General features: G+C 42.3%; 23 protein-coding genes. 12 read left to right on the top strand and 11 right to left on the bottom strand.

Features of this window, described 5'->3' with window-relative positions:
* Positions 1-241: 241 nt before the first annotated feature.
* Both AZH43_RS06465 and AZH43_RS06460 read right to left on the bottom strand, forming a co-directional pair.
* A complete protein-coding gene (locus AZH43_RS06465) occupies positions 242-787 on the bottom strand; it encodes a hypothetical protein (protein ID WP_067667795.1) in 546 nt (181 codons plus the stop codon).
* A gap of 173 nt (positions 788-960) precedes the next feature.
* Positions 961-1461 (bottom strand): hypothetical protein, encoded by a 501-nt coding sequence (locus tag AZH43_RS06460; protein WP_067667791.1) that lies wholly within the window; start codon positions 1459-1461, stop codon positions 961-963.
* 181 nt (positions 1462-1642) lie between these two features.
* Between AZH43_RS06460 and AZH43_RS06455 the strand changes: the two genes are divergently transcribed.
* Positions 1643-2299: a potassium channel family protein gene (locus AZH43_RS06455; protein WP_067667788.1), complete on the top strand. Its 657-nt coding sequence runs from the start codon at positions 1643-1645 to the stop codon at positions 2297-2299.
* Positions 2296-3636 (top strand): TrkH family potassium uptake protein, encoded by a 1341-nt coding sequence (locus AZH43_RS06450; RefSeq protein ID WP_067667785.1) that lies wholly within the window; start codon positions 2296-2298, stop codon positions 3634-3636. The genes AZH43_RS06455 and AZH43_RS06450 overlap by 4 nt, the downstream gene beginning before the upstream one ends.
* Positions 3637-3733: 97 nt before the next feature.
* Here AZH43_RS06450 and AZH43_RS06445 read toward each other — a convergent pair whose 3' ends face one another.
* The 4 genes from AZH43_RS06445 to AZH43_RS06430 all read right to left on the bottom strand — a co-directional run bounded on the left by AZH43_RS06445 (position 3734) and on the right by AZH43_RS06430 (position 9493).
* Positions 3734-4888 (bottom strand): phospholipase A, encoded by a 1155-nt coding sequence (locus AZH43_RS06445; RefSeq protein WP_067667782.1) that lies wholly within the window; start codon positions 4886-4888, stop codon positions 3734-3736.
* A 54-nt stretch (positions 4889-4942) separates the two neighbouring features.
* Positions 4943-7882: an insulinase family protein gene (locus AZH43_RS06440; RefSeq protein WP_067667780.1), complete on the bottom strand. Its 2940-nt coding sequence runs from the start codon at positions 7880-7882 to the stop codon at positions 4943-4945.
* Positions 7883-8056: 174 nt separating this feature from the next.
* Positions 8057-8848, bottom strand: coding sequence for a COG4705 family protein (locus AZH43_RS06435; RefSeq protein ID WP_067667778.1), 792 nt, complete (start codon positions 8846-8848; stop codon positions 8057-8059).
* Between the two features lie 192 nt (positions 8849-9040).
* On the bottom strand, positions 9041-9493 hold the full coding sequence (locus AZH43_RS06430; RefSeq protein WP_067667775.1) for a GNAT family N-acetyltransferase: 453 nt from the start codon (positions 9491-9493) through the stop codon (positions 9041-9043).
* A gap of 282 nt (positions 9494-9775) precedes the next feature.
* On the opposite strand from AZH43_RS06430, the gene AZH43_RS06425 reads away from it, so the two are divergent.
* Genes AZH43_RS06425 through AZH43_RS06415 form a run of 3 tightly spaced genes read left to right on the top strand, consistent with a single transcriptional unit; the run spans position 9776 to position 11742 of the window.
* The gene (locus AZH43_RS06425; RefSeq protein WP_067667773.1) at positions 9776-10780 is read left to right on the top strand and encodes an adenosine kinase; all 1005 of its coding nucleotides are present in this window, start codon (positions 9776-9778) and stop codon (positions 10778-10780) included.
* A 14-nt stretch (positions 10781-10794) separates the two neighbouring features.
* Positions 10795-11106 (top strand): Rieske (2Fe-2S) protein, encoded by a 312-nt coding sequence (locus tag AZH43_RS06420; RefSeq protein WP_171254438.1) that lies wholly within the window; start codon positions 10795-10797, stop codon positions 11104-11106.
* A gap of 18 nt (positions 11107-11124) precedes the next feature.
* Entirely contained in the window at positions 11125-11742 is a 618-nt protein-coding gene (locus AZH43_RS06415; protein WP_067667770.1) for an OB-fold-containig protein, read from the top strand.
* A 107-nt stretch (positions 11743-11849) separates the two neighbouring features.
* Here the strand turns inward: AZH43_RS06415 and AZH43_RS06410 are convergent, their stop codons facing one another.
* Positions 11850-12461 carry a YidB family protein gene (locus AZH43_RS06410; RefSeq protein WP_067667768.1) on the bottom strand — a complete coding sequence of 204 codons (612 nt, stop codon included), beginning with the start codon at positions 12459-12461 and terminating at the stop codon, positions 11850-11852.
* A 103-nt stretch (positions 12462-12564) separates the two neighbouring features.
* Positions 12565-13035, bottom strand: coding sequence for a DUF6231 family protein (locus AZH43_RS06405; protein WP_067667766.1), 471 nt, complete (start codon positions 13033-13035; stop codon positions 12565-12567).
* A gap of 32 nt (positions 13036-13067) precedes the next feature.
* On the opposite strand from AZH43_RS06405, the gene AZH43_RS06400 reads away from it, so the two are divergent.
* Positions 13068-13940 (top strand): DUF2797 domain-containing protein, encoded by an 873-nt coding sequence (locus AZH43_RS06400; RefSeq protein ID WP_067667764.1) that lies wholly within the window; start codon positions 13068-13070, stop codon positions 13938-13940.
* Positions 13941-14393: 453 nt separating this feature from the next.
* On the opposite strand, the gene AZH43_RS06395 is transcribed toward AZH43_RS06400, so the two are convergent.
* From AZH43_RS06395 to AZH43_RS06385, 3 genes are all read right to left on the bottom strand, one after another.
* Entirely contained in the window at positions 14394-16259 is a 1866-nt protein-coding gene (locus tag AZH43_RS06395; RefSeq protein ID WP_067667762.1) for a SurA N-terminal domain-containing protein, read from the bottom strand.
* Positions 16260-16388: 129 nt separating this feature from the next.
* A complete protein-coding gene (locus AZH43_RS06390) occupies positions 16389-16661 on the bottom strand; it encodes an HU family DNA-binding protein (RefSeq protein ID WP_067667760.1) in 273 nt (90 codons plus the stop codon).
* Positions 16662-16829: 168 nt separating this feature from the next.
* A complete protein-coding gene (locus AZH43_RS06385; RefSeq protein WP_067667758.1) occupies positions 16830-17303 on the bottom strand; it encodes a phasin family protein in 474 nt (157 codons plus the stop codon).
* A 198-nt stretch (positions 17304-17501) separates the two neighbouring features.
* Here AZH43_RS06385 and AZH43_RS06380 point away from each other — a divergent pair, with 198 nt between their 5' ends.
* The 6 genes from AZH43_RS06380 (at position 17502) to hscB (ending at position 21420) form a co-directional block, all read left to right on the top strand.
* A complete protein-coding gene (locus AZH43_RS06380; RefSeq protein ID WP_067667756.1) occupies positions 17502-18149 on the top strand; it encodes a hypothetical protein in 648 nt (215 codons plus the stop codon).
* Between the two features lie 113 nt (positions 18150-18262).
* Positions 18263-18736 (top strand): Rrf2 family transcriptional regulator, encoded by a 474-nt coding sequence (locus AZH43_RS06375; protein WP_067667754.1) that lies wholly within the window; start codon positions 18263-18265, stop codon positions 18734-18736.
* Between the two features lies 1 nt (position 18737).
* Positions 18738-19955, top strand: a complete 1218-nt coding sequence (locus tag AZH43_RS06370) for an IscS subfamily cysteine desulfurase (protein ID WP_067667752.1) — start codon at positions 18738-18740, stop codon at positions 19953-19955.
* Between the two features lie 104 nt (positions 19956-20059).
* On the top strand, positions 20060-20446 hold the full coding sequence (gene iscU / locus AZH43_RS06365) for a Fe-S cluster assembly scaffold IscU (RefSeq protein ID WP_067667749.1): 387 nt from the start codon (positions 20060-20062) through the stop codon (positions 20444-20446).
* A gap of 38 nt (positions 20447-20484) precedes the next feature.
* Complete coding sequence (gene iscA, locus AZH43_RS06360; protein WP_067667747.1) at positions 20485-20805, top strand: iron-sulfur cluster assembly protein IscA; 321 nt, start codon at positions 20485-20487, stop codon at positions 20803-20805.
* Between the two features lie 99 nt (positions 20806-20904).
* Positions 20905-21420 (top strand): Fe-S protein assembly co-chaperone HscB, encoded by a 516-nt coding sequence (gene hscB, locus AZH43_RS06355; protein WP_067667745.1) that lies wholly within the window; start codon positions 20905-20907, stop codon positions 21418-21420.
* The last annotated feature ends 30 nt before the right edge of the window (positions 21421-21450 follow it).

Here is a 21450-nt window from a genome sequence, read left to right as displayed (position 1 = left end):
GGCTTGACGCAGCTGCTCATTTTTATGATCAAATACACCGATCAGCACCCTATCAGCCCAAAGGAATTGTCGGATTTTTATCATAAGCATGATTGCTATGATGATTTACCGAATATTGAATGATCCGTATGATTTAACACAGGAGAATACAGAGATATAATTTATTTAAGGTTTACGAATAAAATCCAAATGATTTGCTTAGGCTATTTTTATCAAAGCGATATATCAAATTCAAACACTGCTATATCGACTGCGAACAATCCTGCAATGCATAGATTTCAATTTTCAGTTCTTCATCTTTAAATTGCTTTTCAAATTTCTTACAGAATTTATGCATTTTTTCCACATCCTGATGTACGGCCATCCAATAATATTGTTCAGCGCAAATCAGCAATAATTTATGCTGATGCTGTTTGAGCAGTCCATACAGCTCATCCAATATAATTTCTGCAACTTGCTCTTGCAGATTATAGCATTTGCTAACCGCATTTTTTAAGCTTTCATAATGAGCAAAAACAGGCTGCGTTTGTTCCGTGATTTGCGGATAGATTTGATTAAAATCAATATTCAAGTTTTGCAGTACCGCACTGCAGGCCAAATCTTTTTCCGTAAATTTCAAAGGGTCAAGCGCCAGCAAAAAAGAACGTTCAGAAATCCCCTCTTTTTCAGCGAGCAGCCACAGCTTGAATTGCTCAAAGCTTCGCCGGTTTTTTGCTTTCGGAATTTTCCGGGTTTGCAGTTCCGGATACCACGCCTGCAACCACTGATATATTTTTTTATCGTTCATTTTTTAATTCTTCTATTGCGATTGCTCAAAAGCATTTGACACTTAAGCATCATCAGCTTAGGTCTTTAAAATAATCTAGCAAAAGGATTTGAACAAAATATGACAGTCCTTCAATAGGGCTGAATTTAGAAAAACAACATCAGAAGATTGCCGATAAAATATCGGATATATATCTAATCAATTAAGACCATAGGTTCTTCATTGCCAAAAATTTCATTAAAAGCCGTAATAATCTGATTGACCAATTCTTCATTATTCGGCACCAGCAGCCAATACGGGCTTTCCTGCTCAATCACCAGCAAAGCCAAATCATAGGGTTCAATAAATAATTTTATATTATTAAAAACAACATTATAGGTAAATTCAAAATCATAGGCATGGGCAGGTTCCGGGTCAATTTCCTGATCACTTTCTTCATACATTTCATAAAAAGCGCCCATTTCAGCATCAATCTGATTGCTTAATTCATCCAGATCTATATTTAACTGCTGCAGCCGGTGGCATTCTGCAATACCATTTTGACGATAATCCATCATATTCAGCTGCTGCAGATTCGAATAGAATTGATTAAGCCAAAGCATCAAGCTTTCAAAATTATCCTGTTCATCTGGCAATTCAGTTTCTTTGAGTTCCGGAAAAGCCACCTGCAATGCCTGATACAGTGTCTTGTGCATGCTCATACTCCTTTTGGCGCTTCCACCTCAATAAGCTTTTGTAATATATAATTTTGTAAGATAGATAGCTGGCGTGTTTATAAATAGATAAAATACATTAAGAACAGCATAGACGAATAATTGAGTGCTTTATAGCCAATAATCGTTAACAAATACGACATGAAGATAGGAAACTGATTGTATGGCGCAATTTGCAGTCATTGGGCTTGGAAGCTTTGGTGCAACCGTGGCTACAGAGTTAATTGGCCTCAAGCACGATGTCATTGGCATCGACAGCAATAAAAAATTTGTAGAGAATATTTCAGATCAATTAACCCATGCTGTCATAGCGGACGCTACAGATGAACATGTTCTTAGTGAATTGAATATTCAAAAATGTGAAGCTGTCGTTGTCGCAATTGGGGAAGATATTGAAGCCAGCATTCTGTGCGTGCTGCATCTTAAAAACCTAGGCATTGATAAGATCTGGGTCAAAGCGAAATCAAAAGCGCATCATATGATTTTGACCCATTTGGGGGTAAACAAAATCATTCATCCTGAAGAGGATATGGGCGTGCGTATTGCACAATCACTGAGCTATCCGATGGTCAGCCGCTACATGGTTCTGGAAGATGACCATTATATTGTTAAAGTTGAGCTCAAAGAAGCACAGCAAGGATTGCGCTTTAATCAGCTTATGGAACATGCGCCTGAAGTCAAAACCCTGATTCATAAGCGCGGCAAAGAGATTCTTTTCAGCATTGATCCAAATATGATCTTGCAAAAAGGTGATATTTTAGTGGTTGAGGGGTTATTGGAACCTTTACGCCGCCTATCCAAACAATTTAAATCCGTATGAAAAACCTGCACAATAAAAAACGCGGCATGATCAATCTCAGCCCGCCCAGCTTGCTGGCTTTGGGTTTTCTTGCTTTGATTATTATCGGGACATTACTGCTTAAGCTCCCCTTTGCGCATCATGGCGACCTCTCTTGGCTGAATGCGGTTTTCACTTCGACATCTGCCGTCACCATTACGGGACTTTCTGTAGTCAATGTCGGCGAAGCCTATACTGTATTCGGAAAAATCGTAATTATGTTTTTGCTGCAATGCGGCGGCTTAGGCTTTATGAGTTTCGCTATTTTGGCAGTGATGAGCCTTTCGCCCCAATTAGGCTTAAAACAGCAGATTATGGCGCAGGAAACGATTGGGCAAACCAGTCTCAAAAAAGTCACCTTCACCATTAAAGGCGTTTTTCTGTATTCGTTATTCTTTGAAGCCGTCGGCACCGTCATTTTAACCGTTGCATGGCTTCCAGACTATAACTTCGCTCAAGCTTTTTTCTACGCTGCCTTTTACAGTGTATCTGCCTTCAATAATGGCGGGTTCTCACTGTTTCCAAACAGCCTGATGAGCTTTGCAGATCAGTATGTCATTACTTTCACCATCAGCATGCTGTATATCATTGGCGGTATCGGCTTTTTGGTGCTGATGGATATAAAACAGCATAAAAGCTGGAAAAAATTAAGCCCAAACAGCAAGCTGATCTTATCGACAATTGCAGGTCTGAATATTTTTGCCTTCATTATCATCTGGTGTTTAGAAGCCAGCAATCCGCTGACCTTAGCCACGATGAGTCTAGGCGATCAAGCAGTCAATGCATGGTTTCATGCGACTGTTCCCCGATCTTCCGGCTTTAACAGCCTGCCGATGGATCAGCTTTCCGATGCATCTTCACTCATTACCATGATGCTGATGTTTATTGGCGGCGGCTCGCTCAGTACCGCTGGCGGCATTAAAGTCGGCACGTTTATTATTGTGGTGCTGAGTGTGGTCAGCTTTTTACGCCGTGAAGATGAAGTCCGTGTGTTTAATCATGCCATTCCAGAAAAAACCACATTTAAAGCTTTGGCTGTAATTATTATTACCGTCACGCTTATTTTTATCGGGTTTTTCAGCCTGCTGCTGATTGAACCTAATGAGCGCTTCCAAGATTTGCTTTTTGAGGCAGTCTCTGCAGCTTGCACCGTAGGCCTATCGCGCGGTATTACCGGAGAACTGCAGCCAGCCAGCTTGGTTATTTTAATGCTGCTGATGTTTGCAGGGCGATTAGGCCCTTTAACCCTCGCATACTTAATTGCCACACCGAAAAAGAGCCGCTTAAAGCACCCGCCGACAGAAATCCAAATTGGATAAAAAATCTGATTGAGGCATTAATTTGATAAAACCGTTAACCATAAAAAACCGTGCCTTGGCACGGTTTTTTTATCTGTACAGTTAACTCAAGTATGAATTAGAACCAATTCATCAGTGACACGCCTAAGCCGACATAGGTAGCGCGGTGGTTATAATCAATCAAGCTCTCACCATAACCATCAAACAATTGAAACTGGCCCCGCAGTTTGCCGTTAATCGGGAACGTCCAGTCGAACTGCACGGCGCCATGCGAGTCATCACCGCCTTTTAAAGAGTGACGCAGCATTAAGCTGAAATCATGTTCTTTATAGCGGTAAAATGCGGTTAAATCGCCGCGCCCCATATAATCTTTAATATCAGGGTTATTATCATCTTTTTCATTTTCTTCGATGCGGTACCAAGGGCGCAGCATTAAAGCAAAATTATCTTTTTCAAAACCCAGATTCAGGATCACGCGGTTCCAGCTGCGGGACAATGGATCAGAACGGCCGTTCGATTGATGGTTAAATGTCAAACCCAGCATCCGCCAGTTAATGCCCAGCAACTCATAATTCGTCCGAAAAACTAAACTCGCTTCCGGTTCGTAATTCGTTTCGCGGAATGGACGGGATTCATCGGCGTTATACACCTGCCAGCGCGAAGACTGCGTATAGCCCAGCCAGACATCGCCGTTATCACCGAACAGATTCTCAACTGCTTTGGTTTTCAAAGACAGCTGAAATTTCGCTTCCATCGACTTTAGATTCTGTTCTTCATCAAGCGCTACCGTATTGTTCGGGTTAGGGCTGGATGGACGTTCATTTTTATCAGACGTCCAATAACCCGGCATCAAATACACCGGCTGATAACCGCGGATATTCCATGTTCCCAATTTGCTGTCCTGTGAAAGCTCCCAGCGGCTGTCCAGTAAAGATAAATTAGGATTCAGCTGCGGCGCTTCCACAGCAAATAGGCGGTCTGAAAAAGCATGGCTGACTTTCTCTTTCAGCGTCAGCTTTTCATTGGCTTCAGGCTGCAGCTCCTGTGCGGCCTGACGCTCCGAAACCAGCAGCGGCTTTACTTCTTCCGGTATTTTAAACAAAGCATCGTAGCAAGCCAAACGTTCGGCATTTGATGCCAGCGCGACACAGGCTTCCGGGCTTGCTGGCTTAGAAGCCACTTCAGCATTTTGCGCATGCACGCCTGCAACTGTCATTGAGCTGAGTAAAACACTCAGCTTCAATGCTGTACGCTCAAATGATTTGAACGCCATACTCACCTCTTATTCTTCATCTATTGCTTATTTTAAACAGCGTCAGCCTGCAGTTTAATTGACTTGCTTGATATCAAAGCCAAGTTCAGCCAGCACATCACGTTTTGCTACAGGCGCAACCACTGCTTTTACAGGTTTTTGATCCAGCAGGTAAACTTGCGCCACACGTTTTAAATCATCCAAAGTGACTTTGAGCAAACGCTCACGCAGAACCTTGCGGAATGCTGGAGTGCGTTTATGCAGCAAGGCATAGCATGCTGTAATCGCTTCACCTGCAGGTGAGCCAGGTTTATCCATGCCGGCAATTAAGCCTAAAATCGCTTCTTCCAGCTGGTGCTCCAACTGTTCTGTATGAAACAGCCACTGAATACTGGCGTCAAAATCTTTAAATGTTTCTGCCAAACGCGGGTCACGGTAACTGTAAAAACGGAATGAACACGCATTGCCGTCATAACTTGCGCCGCCGCCATATGCGCCGCCTTTTTCACGGATTGCGCTGTGCAGGAAACCATTGCGTAAATATGCGGCCAGAACCATTAAAGGCGCTGCATCTGCATGTGAAACATCTACAGCAGGATACGCAGATGCACAGAATTGAACATTGGCCTGAATCAGCCAAGCCTCGTCTGTATCGCTGCGTTCAGGCTGAACTTGAATCAGATCCCGCTCAATATTTTCAATCGAGACTTTATCCCAGACAGTTTGCACTTCTTCGACCAGACGTTCCGATTGATGCTCTTCACACACCACCAAGAATTGTTTTGGCGCTTTCAGCAAACGGTTATGAATCAGTTTAAGCTCATCAATCAGCAGCGTGTATTCCGATTCATCTTTTTCAATTTTTGCAGTTAAATCGGTTAACCAATTTAAAGAACCTAAACCGGTATTATCATAATCACGCAAAGCTAAAGCGCTATGATTACGGCTGGCTATTTGCATCGCATAACTGTGGCCAGAACCTGAAACACGAGACTGCCAGCGGGTTTTTCTTTGCTGCAGCAGTTCGATAATGCGGTCTTTTTCGTCAAAACGCAGCTGCTCAAAAGCCAGCTTCAGCAGTTTGATCGCTTCGAAGTTATCCACTAAAGATTTTGTAGTGAGCGTCATCCAAGCGCTGATTTGGTTTTTATCATCGACTTTTGAACGCAATGATGCGCCCATGCCTAAACCGCCGCTGACCGCTGTCTGCAATTGCTGCAATTCAAGATAGCCATATTGCCCAGCTCCGACTTCACCCATCAAAATTGACAGCAAGTTAAAGTACGGTGAGTGCACGATATCATCTGGAATTTCAATCAGCACTTGCTGATAGTAAATGCCGTTCGTACCCGCGTGGTACAAATTCAGCGGCATATCCATGCTGTTTGAAATAATTTCACGCAACTGGCCTTGTACAATTTGCAATTCTGCAGGCACATCTTCCAAACCGACTTTCGGCAGAAGATTTAAATCATCCGGCGTATCTTGACGGATATTCAGCGCTTCGGTTTGCGCAATGATTTCAGCTTTTTGCTCATCTGTCAGCTTTGCGCCAATTTCAGCAAGGCGCGCTTTTTCAGCCTCAGCTTCCTTAGCAGATTTTTGCGCATCTGGAACCAGCGTCATTTGCACACGGTGCGTATTGTCAATCAAATACGTTTTGATTAAATTCGACAGCCACATCGGGTCTTTTAATTCTTCTTTGACCTGCTCAATGGCAGTATCCACATCCCAGACATGCACTGGGTCTGAATGGTGAATCACACTGCCCAAGCCATTTAAAATCAAGCTTAAGCCATATGGCATGCCGTCGCCATTAATTTCACGCTGATGCAATTCAATCTGATGCAAAATGGCATCAACCATCGCAGGGTCAACAGGCTTAGAAGCGGTATCTTCTAAAATCTTGAATACGCCATTTTTAAACTCTTCGGCATGCTCAGGGTTTGAACCCTGCACACCGCAAAAGAAGGTCATTTCAAAGTTAGAGTCATCAACACCCATAATCGGGCCAGTTGACTGCGCATAGCCGCAAGTTTCTAAATAATGGCGCAATGGTGAAGATGAATCTTCAAGCAAAATACCTTCCACCAAACGCATGCCTAAACGCAGCTTGATATCGCTGGCTTGCGGTAAAAGCCAAGAAATAATGTGGTATGTCTTATCTTTTAGGTCTTCAGCATCAACAGCATAGGTTTCTGTCACTGTCAGCGGCTGTGTCAAGCGGCGCTCAGGTTTTGAATACAGCGTCTCGCCTTGCTTAAATTTAGACAATGCCAAAGTTTCAAACTGCTCTTGCAATTTATAAGCAGGCTCATTGCCAAAAGTCATAAAGACCGCGTTGCTTGGGTGATAATGCGACTTATAAAAATTAACCAGCTCTGGATAAGTTAAATCTGGAATATCTTTAGGATCACCGCCAGAATTATAATGGTAGGTAGTTTCCGGAAATAAATGATGCGCCAATTGATGGTACAGCTGATCGGATGGTGAGCTCATCGCGCCTTTCATTTCATTGAAAACCACGCCCTTATACACTGGCTCGCCATTTTCAAGTTCAATGCGGATACCTTCCTGCGCAAAATCCAGCGGATTTAAGTTGGCAGAGAAAGCGGCATCTAAATACACTTCCAGCAAGTTCTGGAAATCTTTTTTATTCTGCGTTGCAAATGGATACGCGGTCCAATCTGCTGCGGTAAAAGCGTTCATAAACGTATTTAATGAACGGCGGATCATTAAGAAAAACGGGTCACGGACAGGGAATTTTTCAGAACCGCATAATGCTGTATGTTCTAAAATGTGCGCTTCGCCTTTGGAATCCATTGGCTGCGTACGGAACGCAACCAAGAATACATTTTCATCATGGCTCGAAGCCAAATGGTAATGCACAGCGCCTGTCGCTTTATGTTTATATTCAGACACAGCAATGTCTAAGGCTTCAACATGGTGTTGACGTACCAACTGAAACGCGGGATGAACAGTTTGTGAAATGGTTTCAGTGACATCTACAGTCATGTGATCTCCTAATTTAAAGCATTTTTAAGTCGCTTGAGTATACCTTAAAAACTTGTTCAGGATGAACACAATGACAATTTCCTAGTGAATTAGTCACCTTTAATTGCCTTTAAAACAAACCATATGAACCCGCTGTCTACCCCTCTGATTCAAACCGCATATTTACCGCTGCGATCATAAATCAGCGGCATTGCTGAGTTTATTTGACTCATTGCGCTGCGACCAATACACACACATTGTAATTGCAGCTAAAAGCACAGCGGATGCAGCAAAACGGCTTAAATCCAGACCGCCCGAACTGATCGGCTTATCTAAAAAATCACCCACAACAGCGCCCAATGGCCGAGTTAAAACAAAGGCGGACCAGAACAGCAATGTCCTTGAAATTTTCGTAAATCTATAAAGTACAAAGATCAAAATGATCAGCCCGGTGAATAAAGCTATGCCGCCGGTATAGCCCAAACCGGCAGTATCTGCCGACCAGTCTCCCAATGCTGTACCCAGCGTTTGAGAAAAAGTGATGGTTAGCCAATAAAACATCTCAGCGCGCGGATGATTCACTGCGTGCGGTGAAATACTGCCCTCTGCTTTATGCCAAACCCATAAAGACAAACACACCAAAGACAATAAAATACTGCTGCCTCCCGCATAACCGATCCCCAATGAACGATCAACAAAGTCAGCCATTGTGGTGCCCACAGTGGTACTGGCAATAATAGTGAACCAATAAAGAAAAGGATGGTAATGTTTTGACTTAATTTGGAAATAGACTGAAGCAATAAAAACTGCCGCAAAAATAAAGGTGCTGACTAAATACCCGAGATTGAGCGACATGGACAGCGCATCACCCGCTGTTTCACCAAAAGTCGTGGCCAAAATTTTTGTCAGCCAAAACATCGCTGTAATTTGCGGTACTTTAGACAGTATTTCAGCAAATTGATGATCAGATCCAGCAGTAATAGACATAATAGAAACCCTAAAATGCAAGCTGTTCTTATTATTGGCGCTTAGGCTTAAAACCAGATTAAAGCTTATGAATGCAGGCGAGTTTTTTTAATTAAACAGGAAATTTTATTGAAATTGGGAAAATATAAATAAAAATGCACCGCAGGTTTAAAGTGCAGCGCATTGTTGTCCAGCATTATAATAAAACAAAAATTATGAGATTAAATATTTGAAATAATTGTAATTTGGATGACTTTCTACAAAAACATAATTATGCTTTTGGTAGAAATGCGCAGCGCCTTTCTGATCTGTATTCAAACACAGTGCTGAGTAATACGGTTTTGCCAATTTTTCCAATTCTAAAAGCAGTGTTTTGCCGACACCGTGCTGACGGTACTGCGGATGCACATAAAAACGGCGGACACGGCCAATCCGCTCTTCTACGCCGGCATCGCCCCATTGCTGGTTCAAACCGCCGCAGCCTACCAGCGAATTGCCGTCATAAGCCATTAATAAACATTCACCGGTTTGATCAAAACGGTTTTTTCCGCTTTGAAACTCTTCGATTAAACGCTGAATAAATGCATAGCCTTCTTGATTGGCCAATGCCGCTAAGTTTTCAATCTGCTTCGGCAATTGTTCGGCCTGACGAATACTTATTTCCATATACCCACGCTTTTTAATCTATTACTTAAGTTATCATTTCTTCTGCAGCAAAATAAACAGTATCGCCGAAGAACCCCATCGGCCTATGTAAATAAAAAATGGCCCAATGTTCAATAGCAAAGAGATACAAATGTACAAAAATTGCAAATAAAAGCCAGAATTCCATGCATCTGCACCATTTTACCGTAGCAAAACCCATCATGAATTTTATTCAACAATCTACAGCAATCCTGAGCATTCGTGTAAACTTAGCACTTTCATTTTTTGATGTGACTGAAAGACATGGCGACTGTTGATCTTTTTGCAATTGGCAATGCATTAATTGACCAGGAATTTAAAGTTTCTGATGACTTCCTTATTCAGCAAAATTTGCAAAAAGGCACAATGCAGCTGACCGATGGCGAAACACAAGCCGCGCTTTACAGCAGCCTGCAAGCCAGCCAAATCTATAAAGGTCAAGCATCTGGCGGTTCAGCCGCCAATACGACTGTTGCATTCAGCGCATTGGGCGGTTCAGCATTTTACGCCTGCCGTGTCGGCAATGATGACTTAGGCAAAATTTATTTAGACGGCCTCAATGAAGCCCGCATTCAAACTGCCGCGCAATCCATCAGCGATGGCGTCACAGGCACCTGCATGGTCTTGGTCAGCCCAGATTCTGAACGCACTATGCACACTTTCTTAGGCATTACCGCTGAACTTTCAGACAGCCAAATCGACTTCCGTCCATTAGCTGCTGCAAAATGGCTCTATATCGAAGGCTACCTGTCTACCAGTGACTCTGCCCGCGCAGCAGTTAAACAAGCACGTGCAATTGCCAAGGCGAACGGCGTGCAGATTGCTTTAACTTTGTCTGATCCTGCGATGGTGCAGTATGCTCGTCAAGGCCTTGATGAATTGCTGGATGACGGTGTGGATCTGCTATTCTGCAATGAACACGAAGCAATGATGTACACTGAAACTGATACTGTTGAAGCAGCATTATCAAAGTTGCAATTACTTAGTAAGCACATTGTCATTACATTAAGCGCAAAAGGCGCCTTAATTCACAACCAAGAACAAACGTTCACTGTTCCTGGCCGCAAGGTAACTGCTGTTGATGCCAACGGCGCTGGCGACGCCTTTGCTGGGGCATTCCTATATGCATTAAATGCAGGTTTAGGCTACAAAACAGCGGCTGAATTGGCTATTTTAATTTCAAGTGAAGTTGTTTCACAATTTGGCCCACGTTTAGCCAATGAAGAATACTCGCTACTGCTGCAAAATTTTCAAAAGGAATGCGCATAATGCATAAGATCTGCATGATGGAAGATGTTCCGGAACGCGAAGCGCGTTCTTATGAAACACCAGATGGCGATACCATTTTTGTGACACAGCGTGACGGTGCATATTTTGCTTACCAAAATTTGTGCCCGCATTTGCAGGTAGAACTGGAGTTTCTGGAAAACCAGTTTTTGGACCGCGATCAGGAATATATCGAATGCTCTACGCATGGCGCATTGTTTTTGGTTGAAACCGGTGAATGCATCTCTGGCCCATGCCAAGGTCAATCACTTGAAAAAGTTGAAATTACCGTGCATTCTGATGGCGGAATCTATCTTTTAGACGAATAAAATTTGCAGGACGCTGCCATGCCCGAGTTTTTGACAGACTACAACTTAATGCCTTTTCATTTAAGTCTAATGGCTGTGGTCTTGCTGGGTATGGCAGAAATTATCGGCTATTACATTAATCTGCGTCCGACCACCTTATTCAAAAAAATTTCGCCTAAGCATTTAGATGATTTACCGCTGCTAAATGTAAAATTTTCAAAAACACTGATTATTTTTTTCCTGCTGATGAATTTCAGTTTTGCAGGCTACTTTCTTCAATTCTGCGTTTATGCGCGCGAAATGACTTTTTTTCCTGCTTATTATTTAGTGCTTCCTGCCCTGATTATTGCAATTTTCTTTACAGTATTCATGATTCACTGCTTAGATCAGGTTATTCCCACCAAACGGATTAAACAGCAAGTCAATTTGCTTGGCCGTCTCGCGACTATTTCCAGCGGCAATGCCCGCCCCGGCTTTTCAGCACAGGCGCGTGTAAGAGATGAGTTCGGGCAATTGCATTATGTTCAAGTTGAACCTGAATTCGGTGAATTAGAATTTCAATCTCAGATTATCCTGATCCGCCCTAAAAAATCACATTATATCGCTAAGCGGATTTGCCCTTCTAACCGCCTATTTAACTTAGATGTCGGCGCATAATTATTACAGCAAAAAAACTGCATTTCATTTGTACTAAAATCTTCAATTGAACCAAAACGGTTCAGATTCAGGAACAAATCCAAATACAGTTTTTACCGCGATTTTTCCTAGCGATTAAGAAACCCTGACACTAAATTTAAAACCTGCTGAATATCCGCATTGGCTTCCGTTTTACTGGTTTGTTCACCCTGAGGGGTCAAAGAATCAATAATTTGCGGCAAGACCGATGAAATAGCGCTGTAAACGTCCTGTTTAGGTACCTGTGTTTCTTGTGCCACCTGCTCAATTTCGGCATCATCAAATAAACTTTGGACTTGCTGCGGATTGACCGCGGCATTATCTCCTGGCCCTGTTGAAATCCAGTCATCTACTTGACTGCTAATGCCTTGACCGCGCAGCTTATCCAAAGCCCCTTGCAGGCCGCCCTGTTTCTGTATCCACGCCAATACCAATGGAAGCACTGCAATCAGTACTGCCGACCCATTAGAAACGCCAGCGGTATTGCTACGCGGCTGCTCTGACGTACCGCCCAACTGCCCCAATACTGAACCTAAGATACCGCCTAAACCGCCTTGCGCATTCGCAGATGACGTATTGCCGCCCAGCTGCCCCAGCACTGAACCTAAAATACCGCCCAAACCGCCTTGCTCATTTTGCTGCCCAGAATTTCCGAGTGCCTGTTTTGCCAAAATTTCAACAATATTGCTTAGATTTGTCATTGTTATCTTCCTGATTGAACCCATCTACAGCATACGTTGAAATTTTAAAATCACGGCTTTCACTTTGTTAAATTTTGCATCTAAATTTGCAAAAAACCGTTCATTACCAGCGGAATTTATTCCAGTTTTCAGGATTTGCCCAAAATTTAGAATTAAACCAATCCGGGACATGCTTATAGGTCAAAATATTAAATTGCCACAATGCAAAATCACTACCATGTGCAGTTTTATCAATCAGCTGGGTAAAACCCAATGCACGCAGCAGCTGTTCGTCCTGAAGTTTACTGACCACAACAATGCGTTTGGCCATCAGATCACGCAATTTAACCAGCAGCTGCGTTTTTTCCTGTTTTGACACATCAGCCATTTCAGCTGTATCAAATAAGACAAAACCCAAATCATAACGCTGGCTAAAAGGCAGATTTAAAAACTCAGATACGTTAAAATGTCGCCATTGAATTGATTGATTATTGCCGTATTGCGCAAGATTTTGTCCAATACATAATGCAGTTGAAACAGGCTGTTCTTTTGATAAATCGTCTAGCATTGAAGTGATGACATTTTGCTCAGCCATAACTGCATCCTTAATATTGAAGAGAGTATTTCATGGAACTACAAGGCATTTGCCATAAAATGCATGCAGGTCTTACCGACCTTAGTTTAACTGATCAACAGACTCACAAGGCAAATGTTGAATACAAATTTATTTTAGACCGCTCAGAAACTGCACTTCCTTTCAGCTTAGGGCAGGATATTGAAATTGAATGGACCGGCAATATTTATTGTGTGTCCTGCGGCAGTAAAACGCCTAAATCCTATTCACAAGGCCACTGCTTCAAATGCTTTAAAACTAAAGCCGCTTGCGATATGTGCATCATGAAGCCTGAAACTTGCCATTATCATTTAGGTACGTGCCGTGAAGATGATTTTGCTCATGAAGTTTGTTTTCAGCCGCATATTGTTTACTTAGCCAATTCCAGCGCTCTAAAAGTCGGTATTACCCGCATAGGACAAATGCCGACGCGCTGGCTGGATCAAGGCGCGACTCAAGCCCTCCCCATCCTGAAAGTCGGTTCTCGCCGCTTATCGGGGCAGCTGGAAATTATGTTCGGCACGCAGGTCGCAGATAAAACCGATTGGCGCAAGCTGCTGAAAGGCGAAGCAGAACCAATTAACCTTCTGGAAGTCCGTGAGCAATTGGTCGAAGAGTTCGCGCCGAAAATACAGACAATTCGGGATGAATTCAGTCAGAATCTAGAATTCAATGAAACTGTCGAATTGCTAGAAGATGAATTGCCCCGAGAGTTTATTTATCCGGTTGAGCAGTATCCTGAGAAAGTTAAATCCCACAACTTGGATAAAACTCCGGTAATCCGCGGCAAACTGCACGGCATTAAAGGCCAGTATTTGATTTTAGATACAGGTGTCATCAATATTCGCAAGTACACAGGCTACGAAATTAAAATCCGTACCGAATAACCCCTAGCCCGATGAGGAAGGCAACAATACATGTCCTGCCTTTCTCATCCGCAATCTTCCTTCAAGGCTTTTAATCGTTGCAGCTGAGCTGCAGAATTTCCGGCTGTGATAGATTACTTCCCTCGCTTTAAACCCACTCAATATCTTCTGATGTAACTTTTTAGTGCTTAAACCACCCCAAACACATACCTGCTGTAAAATCCTTTGAAAATTAATTCCTGCAGCATCCAACACTGCACCGCAAAATAACATCAAGCACTTATTACAGCACTGATAGAAAAGCCGCCCCGCGACCTAGCATTCCAATTTTCCATTTGCAAAGATTCTCATTATTTCATTAATAATCTAAGCACATTTACAGCTGAATACATTTGCCTATTTTCCTGCATACGGTGCAAAAAACCAACATAAAAAAACCAGCCCTGAGGCTGGTTTTCAAGCAATCCGAATAGATTACTTAATTTTTGCATGCTCTTTCAAGTAGCGTGTGTAATCATCAAACTCTTGCTGGCCGCGCAATTGCTGATACAGCTTAGACAATTCGCTCAATTGATCATCTGTTAATGCATTAGCCGCAGCTTTATTCACATTCGTCACAGCAACTACAACCAATTCATTCGGCAGCTTGGCAGTTGTTACAGACCAGAAACCATCCTTAGGAACAGGCAGGCTAAAAGCAGCGCGCTGAATATCACGCTTCAGCATGCCGTCAGCACGAGTGAACGTCCCAGCGCTGACAAAGTTGATGCCTGATTTATTCACTGCTGCCGCGGGCTTAGCTTTAAATTCACTCAATGCACTTTGAATTTTAGCCTTAGCCGCATCAAATGCTTTTTGCTCAATTAATTGCGCTTTCACTTTTTCTTTTGCTTCAGCAAAAGTTTGAACGCCTGCAGGATGATAATTACGGACTTTTACCCAAACAGCATCACCATTTGCCAATTGAATGCTGCTCGACACGTTGCGTTCGCCGTTTTTAACATCATCGTTAAACAGCTTAACTTTCACATTAGCATCGCTCAGCACAGGATGTGAAGATGCAAGCGTAAAGCCCTTAACAGACTGAACCTGAACACCTTTCAGCTCTTGCGGCACAACATCCAGAGAATCGCTGCTGACCACCAGATCATTCAGACTGTTTACCGTGTCCGAAAATAGATTGGCATTTTTCGTTTTCAGCACTTCTTGCGTTAAGCGCGCTTTTTCTGTTTCAAAAGCCGGCACTTGAACTGCAGACGCCGCTGTTTCAATTAGATGATAACCATAGTCAGTTTTAACAGGCGCCGAAACCTGACCCGCTTTCAAGCTCGCAACAGTTTGATCGAAAGCATCGCCAAATACACCCTTTTGATAAACTGCGATTGTACCGCCTTTAGCTTTAGATGCTGGATCTTCCGAATACTGTGCGGCAGCAGCTGCAAATGAAGTGCCTGCCTTAATTTTCGCAGCGACTTCTTCTGCAAGCTTCTTCGCTTCAGCATCTGTACGGCCATCAGCAGTAATTAAAATATGCTTAACTTCAGGCTGTGCTGACTGCTGCTGCTTTTGAACAAAGTCATTATACGCCTGCTGCAATTCTGCATCGCTGACCTCAGTTGAAGCGCCTTTAATATTTGCTGGTGAAATCACCACAAAATCCGCATCTACACTGGTGCCTTGCTTAAATTGAGCGGTATGTTGTTTATAAAATGCGTTAAGTTCAGCATCTGTCACTTTCACCGCTTTTTTATAGTCATCCAATTTAACGCTAGCCAGCTGCAATGTGCGCTGTTCAGTCTGCAAATTCGCAATTTGAATAATGTCGTTTTTACTGACCAATGGATAATCGATAAATGTAGACGTCAGCATTTTTAATGCATGGTCTTTACGCAGACTCTCAATGAATTCACGGTTGGTCATGCCGATAGATTTCAGGTAATTTCCAAAAAGCTCTTCAGAGAATTGACCATTTTGCTGAAAACTAGGCTGCTGCTGAATCATTTGCGCCAATTGCTGATCACTTAAGCTCATGCCTAGTTTTTCAGCTTGCTGCAGCAATAATTGACGCGCAATCAAAGTTTCCAATGCTTTATTACTAATGAAATTCTGATTCAGTAAAGTTTCATCGCCATTCGCATAAGTCAGATATTGTTCTTTCAGCGAATTCGTCAGCTGTTCTAAATCCTTTTTAGAAATATCAGAACCGTTGACTGACTTCACGGCATCTTTTGACCCGCTGCTAAAATAACCTTCAATACCTACAAGCGCTAAAGGGGTTAAAAACAAAATGAGCAATACCTTGCCCAGCCAGCCCTTAATGACTTTACGAAAAGATTCCATAAGTAATCCAATATTTTATTTGCGAAGGATTTTAACTGAAAACCAGCAATGAATGAATGCGTTAAAGCGCTAAATCATATTTATCAATAAAAAACGCGCCATGATGGCGCGTTTATAAGCTCAACAGAATTAAGCTACAGAATCTTTCAAGCCTTTACCAGCTTTAAAGCTTGGAACTTTGCTTGCTTTGATTTCTAAAGTTGCGCCAGTTTGCGGGTTGCGGCCAGTACGTGCAGCGCGTTCTTTTACGCTGAATGTACCAAAACCGACTAAAGTTACTGTATCACCGGCTTTTAAAGCCTCAGTTACAGCAGCGATAGTTGCATCTAAAGCTTTACCTGCGTCAGCCTTAGATAATCCCCCTTTGTCTGCAATAGCATCAATTAATTCTGATTTATTCATGAAAATTACGTCCTCTTAATATCGTTTATTTAAGGTTCAGAAGTTGTTTAAATTGCCCTAGCGCCTTTATAGCAATGCTTTAGGGGGAAACGCAATACTCCACAACCTCTTTTTTTGCAAAAAATTGACGAAAAAAACCTTGAAAAATGAATTATTGATCACAAAACTCTACTTTTTGGTCAATTGTTCCTGAATTTTGCGCTGCTCTTCCGCTAAGCGGTCAATTTTGACATGCAGCTGCGCTATCATTTTTTCAAGATACTGCAGGTCTTTGGCAGCAACCAAACCAATGCGGTTTAAAGAGTGATTTACGCCGTTGTCTAAAATTTTTTCGACTTTATCTTTTGTATCAACAACAGATTCTTTTGCTTTTTCAGAAACTTTATCAACAGTCTGGTCGGCAATATCGGTTGTTTTAGATTCCAGCTCTTCGCCTACTTTTACCAGTGAGTCAAAAAGCTTATTGCCTTCTTCTTCTGCGCGCGAGAATGCGCCCAGTCCAGCAAGCCAAATTTGCTTGGTATATTTACGAAAATCCAACACCGATTTACGGTCATGTGAATGCCGGATTTTGGACTTATTCTGCTTTTCTGGTGGGTTCTGCTCAGGCGTTTCCGACTCAGTTGTATTTGTTTTGTCCATACAAAGCACCGCTCCTCGTGATTTCATGTGCAAATCTATATGTCAATCTGCAAATTAACACTATAATAGCAAACTTAAGACTTGATAGATTTGCAAAACTGTTCTACAAAGCAACTTAATTCAAGTGTTTTTGGTTTAAACCTGAAATCACCCAAGAGCAGGATGCTTATTTTTATTTCAGGTAAGGATTGGTTTTTTATGAGTGACACGCAACAAAGACAAAATCAGCCGCATTTGTTGCTCACAATGACATTGATTGTTCTTGAAACAATTTTCACGTTTATTTTAAAACATGACCGTGTTGTCGCTTTGCAGGCAAAAAAATTCGTTGATGAGAAAATAGCCATAAAAATAAACAGCTATATTCCCTATTTTGACTTTTATGTGCAATTCACTGAAAACGGTATTTTATTTGACGATAAAGCGCCTGAAAAAGCTGTTGATTTAGATGTACGCACCACCTTAATGGATTTAATCAAAATATTCATTTTCGGCAACCGCCGCAGCATCAAGGTCATGCGGATTGATGGCAATGCAGTCCTCAAAGATGAATTCCGAGACTTACTGTCATTGTTCAGCCTGCCAAAAGTATTAGGCGACTGGAAACAATGGCTTTCAGAGCCTGCAGATGAACAGGATGTTACCGCCTCAAAAAAACGCATTGCGCCTTTACTGGAAAAGATCGAACAGCAGCGTTCCAAAATCAATACCCTGCAAGTTGAAGTAAAACAATATAAAAACCGCATCAAGCGCATTGAACGCCGCCAGAAGCGGTTAAATATTATATTTACAATTATTACGGTGCTTTTAATTGCGTTATTAGTGTATAATTTTTGGCTTGTATAAATATATAATTTTTATAAATTTTGCCTTTTTCATAAACAATCTCAAAAATACTTGACTATTTTAGTCAGGATTCTTAAAATCGGCACATCTAGTCTAATCATGTGTATCGAATCATGCGCTTAACAACTCGCGGTCGTTACGCAGTGACTGCTCTACTTGATCTAGCTTTGCAGCCTACTGAACAAACGATCACACTTGCAGAAATTGCGACACGTCAAACAATTTCAGTAGCCTATCTTGAGCAGTTATTTGCGAAATTAAAACGCCACGGCTTAGTTTCCAGTATTCGCGGTGCGAACGGCGGCTATCATTTAGCCCGAAGCGCTGAAGACATCACTGTTTTAGAAATCATTGAAGCTGTAAATGAAACAGTCGATGCCACCCGCTGCGACCATAAAGGCAACTGCCAAAATGGCGCAATGTGCTTGACTCACGATTTATGGCAAGAACTCTCCAATCATATTGCCGACTATCTTGGAAAAATCACTCTAGCTGATCTAGTAGCCCGTGATAACGTTCAAACCGTTGCCATCCGCCAGAATTCTCCAGCTTTTGATTCAGCCCTTTTATCGGTTACAGGTATTTGACATGAAACGTCCTATTTATCTTGATTATGCAGCAACTACTCCTGTAGATCCTCAAGTTGCGGAACGTATGATGGAGTGCCTGACTTTTGACGGTACTTTCGGCAATGCAGCATCGCGTTCACACGCTTATGGCTGGCAAGCAGAAGAAAAAGTTGAATACGCCCGTGAACAAGTTGCCAATCTAGTTAAAGCAGATCCGCGTGAAATCGTATGGACTTCTGGCGCTACAGAATCTGACAACTTAGCGCTTAAAGGCGTTGCTCAGTTCTATGCTTCAAAAGGCAAGCACATCATTACCTCTAAAATTGAACATAAAGCAATTTTAGATACATGCCGCGAGCTGGAAGAAGAAGGCTTTGAGATCACTTATATCGAGCCTCAGCCAAAAACCGGCCTAATTACTCCAGAAATGGTTGAAGCCGCAATCCGTCCGGACACTATTCTTGTTTCCCTCATGATGGTGAACAATGAAATCGGTTCGGTGACTGATGTTGCTGCAATTGGCGAAATTACCCGCGCTAAAAAAATCTTCTTCCATGTCGATGCTGCGCAAGCTGCAGGCAAAGTTGAAATCGACCTTTCAACCATGAAAGTTGATTTAATGAGCTTCTCGGCGCATAAAATTTACGGCCCTAAAGGCATGGGCGCATTATTTGTACGCCGCTCTCCGCGTGTTCGCGTAAAAGCGCAAATGCATGGCGGCGGTCATGAGCGCGGCATGCGTTCAGGTACATTGCCGACTCACCAAATTGTAGGCATGGGCGAAGCGTTTGAACTTGCAGGCAAAAACCTTGAGTCTGAACAAACCCGCATCCGTGTATTGCGTGACAAGCTTTGGAACGGCCTGCAAGGTCTTGAGCAAGTGTTCCTAAACGGCCACCCGACTCAAAACGTTGCGAACTACTTAAACGTCAGCTTCAACTTTGTTGAAGGCGAATCGTTAATGATGGCTTTAAAAGATGCCGCTGTGTCTTCTGGTTCAGCATGTACATCTGCAACACTTGAGCCGTCTTATGTGCTTCGCGCGCTCGGCTTAACTGATGAGCTTGCGCACAGCTCTATCCGCTTCAGTTTCGGTAAATACACCACTGAAGAAGATATCGACCACGTTCTTGAAATTACTAAAGCTGCTGTTGAGAAATTGCGTGACCTTTCTCCGCTTTGGGACATGTACAAAGATGGTGTCGACCTTTCTACTGTTGAATGGGCTGAACATTAATTCATCCCGCTGAGATAGCTTTCACAGTAAAGCTATCTCATTGAAAACTGTAATTTCACCCCCATATTTAATATTAGGCTGACCCCGAGGTTTGGAGAAGCATCATGGCTTATAGCGAAAAAGTAATTGACCATTACGAAAACCCTCGTAATGTTGGCGTTTTAGACAAAAATGCAGAAAATGTTGGTACAGGTATGGTCGGCGCACCCGCTTGCGGCGATGTAATGCGCCTTCAAATCCAAGTCGATGACAATGGTGTAATTGAAGAAGCACGTTTTAAAACTTATGGCTGCGGTTCTGCAATTGCATCCAGCTCTTTGGTTACAGAATGGCTTAAAGGCAAAACACTGGATCAAGCGCAAGCAATCAAAAACATTGATATCGCCACTGAACTTGCTCTTCCTCCTGTAAAAGTACACTGTTCTGTACTTGCAGAAGATGCCATTAAAGCTGCTGTTGAAGATTACCGCAGCAAAAAAACTAAAGCTTAATCGTTTCAAGTTTTTGAAGTACGAATTACGGAGTTTTCATGATCCATTTAACTGAAAATGCTGCAGCTCATATCAGCAATTATTTAAAGAATCGCGGTAAGGGTGAAGGTATTCGCGTTGGCGTGAAAACTTCAGGCTGTTCTGGTTTAGCGTATGTACTTGAGTTTGTTGATGAAGCTGATACGCATGACCAAACTTTTGAACAGTTTGGCGTTAAAGTCTTCGTCGACCCGAAAAGCTTAGTTTATCTTGAAGGTATGGAGATGGACTATGTTAAAAACGGCTTAAACGAAGGCTTCGAATTCAACAACCCCAATAAAAAAGGTGAATGTGGCTGCGGTGAATCATTCACTGTCTAATCCCACTTCAGCTTGTTTTGCATTAAAACAGTGTAAAATACACTGTTTTAATTGCATTTAAAGCATACTTTTGCACATTAATTGCGGACCACTTCTCCCATGAATCATTTTGAGCTGTTCAACCTCCCTGCAGCACTCGATATTGATTTAGCAGCTTTAAAAGACGCTTTTCTTCAGCTGCAGCAGCAATATCACCCTGATAAAGCCGAAGATAAAGATCAAGCTCTGATTAAATCAAGTGAAATCAATCAGGCATTTAAAGTTTTATCAAATGTTGACAGCCGCGCTGCATATTTGCTTAGCTTAAAAAAACAAGATTACCATCTTGATCAGTCTATTGGTGATTTCGAATTTTTACAGTCCGCTTTAGAAATTCGTGAACAGCTGGATGAAGCCGATTCTGCAGATGACCTGATCTCATTAAAAACTGAAGTTAAGCAATGGATCAACGGCCTAGTCCGTGAGTTCAAAATTGATTATGAAGATGAAGACTGGGCTGAAGCACGTGACACAGTGCGCAAACTGCGTTTCTTTGTAAAAGTCATGGCGGACATCGACAAAGCGGAAGACCGCTTTCTGGATGACGACAGCTTTGATTTAGATGATGATTTTTAATTTTACCTGTTTACAAATATTTAAGTTCTA

It is taken from the genome of Acinetobacter pragensis, from assembly GCF_001605895.1.
In the GTDB taxonomy this organism is placed as follows: Bacteria; Pseudomonadota; Gammaproteobacteria; order Pseudomonadales; family Moraxellaceae; genus Acinetobacter; species Acinetobacter pragensis.
This window is presented reverse-complemented; position numbering and strand designations above follow the sequence as displayed.